This window comes from Lentzea indica (genome assembly GCF_012184385.1).
Taxonomy (GTDB): Bacteria; Actinomycetota; Actinomycetes; order Mycobacteriales; family Pseudonocardiaceae; genus Lentzea; species Lentzea indica.
Genome location: NZ_VSRL01000506.1, coordinates 1 through 2,065 on the forward strand (window position 1 = coordinate 1; position 2,065 = coordinate 2,065).

General features: G+C 66.2%; 1 protein-coding gene. It reads right to left on the reverse strand.

The window, feature by feature from the left end:
* Nucleotides 1-971: 971 nt before the first annotated feature.
* On the reverse strand, nt 972-2,065 hold a 1,094-nt coding region (locus FXN61_RS49070), incomplete at its 5' end, for a beta-ketoacyl synthase N-terminal-like domain-containing protein (protein WP_167980588.1).

Sequence of the window (2,065 nt, forward strand, 5' to 3'; positions counted from 1 at the left end):
CACCTCAACACCGTATCCGGGCTGACCAGCAGCCGTAGCCGACGCAACGTCGCGCGGGCGAGGGCAGCAGTAAGGCTGCGAGCAACGCCCTGTCCTCAGCCCTCAACCGTGGGCGCTGATCGCCGAGTTGCCGGCGCAGGACCGCGAGTTGATGGCGTAGAGCGAGAATCTCGACGTCCTTCTCACGGTCGGTCGTGCGCAATAGCCATAGCGCAGCGAAAGCGTGGGAGACGGCGAGGTAGGCGAATCGGACCAGCACGAGCCGCGATCATGCCGGACGATGACCGGTACCCATCGACACCTGCTGACCTGCACGGACGTATTTCTCGGTACATACAGCGCTGTCATGTCAGCGACAACAAGATCTACACCGGCTGTCGGCGCGGGAGGCGAACTGTCGGTGGCTCGTGAGACGCTGCCATATCGTGAAGCAGGCTGACCTACGTGTAGGGACCGAATACTCCTATCCCACGTACAAGCCGTACGACGCCGCGCTGTGGCGGCCCGTGTCCGCGTGGTCTCCGTCGACGGGCGCGGCAAGGTGACCGTGCGGGTGGTGGGGATCACGCTCCAGTTGTGGATGATGCGCGATCGCCGCAGGTGAACGACCCGTTGCAGAGTTTGGCGCCCACACCGTGCGCAGCACCGCTGTGGAGGCCTCGATGCGGGCCGCCGCAACGGGATGAGCCGACCCGACCGCATCAGACCCACCGCCAGCTACACCGAAAGCTCAAGAACAACCCGCCGCCGTGCATGACCTCAAGACCTACAGGCTGCTACGCTCCCAGATCCTCGGCGGACTCATCAACGAGTACCGATACGCCGCATGACGCGCAGCGATGACTTTTCGAGCGGCGCAGGCCTCTTACATGCTGCGGCAGTTCAAATCCAGCGTAACCTCGGCCACGTGGATGTCGATTTCGATGACCGCAAAACCGGCACCGGTCCACAGATCCTCGGTCCTGCATCCATCAGGCGGGCGGCGCCAGCACGACCGCGGAGTTGTGGCCGCCCATACCGAGTGACGACTTGATCGTGAGACCGCCGCCGAGTGGTGTGAGCCCGTCCAGCAGTCGCGGGTGTCCTGGTGCGACCACCGGTGGCGCCGGGATCACCCCGCTGTCGTACGCCATCGCGGTCACCGCGACTTCGATCGACGACGCCGCGCCCTGGCAGTGTCCCGTCAGTGGTTTCACCGAGTAGATCTCGGTTTCCTGCGCGAACAGCTGTTCCAGCACGGCCGCCTCGGCGGCGTCGCACTGCGCGGTACCGGGGCCGTGCGCGTTGAGGTAGCGCACGTCGGCCGCGCTCACCGACGCGTTCCCCAACGCGTCACTGAAGCACGCGGTGATCTGGTCGAGCCGTGGATCGATCGACGTCACGTGGTACGCGTCGTGCGACATCGCACCACCGAGCGTGAACGCGTACGGACGTGTCGCATGGTGCGAAAGGACAAACGCCACCGATGCCTCGCCCATCACGAAACCCCTGCTGCCCTGCTGGAACGGGCGGCACGCGTCGAGCGGCTCGGCGTCCACGATCGCCACCCCGAGCCGGACGAAGTGGGAAACGTTCTCTGGGGTGAGCGAAAGGTCCGTCGCGACGAACACGACGTCGTCGACGATTCCTGCGTCCAGCCATGCTTTCGCGGTGATCAGGCCGGCGTTGCCCGACGCGCACATCGCCGAGACGTTCATAGCTGGGCCGTGGAAACCGTATTCCTGCATGAACATCGACATGGGCGTGGACGGCATCAACGCCAGGTAGTCGTGCACCGGTAGCTTGCCACCGCGCGTGACGTAGAAGTCGCGCCACAGGTCCACCTCGCCCAGCACGACCGCGTGCAGCAGTCCGACCCTCCTGCCGGGCTGCCAGCCGCGGGTGCCCGCGTCCTCGATGGCCTCTCTCGCCGAGGCGCGCATGGCCTGCGCGAACCTGCTCGGCCCGTCCACCGGATCACCGCCTTCGCCGACACGCGCCGCCCAGACCTTGTCGCCGGGAAACCGGCCCAACTCGGGGACGACGACGGCGGCGGGCTTCCCGCTCATCAGTCCTTCCCAGAGCG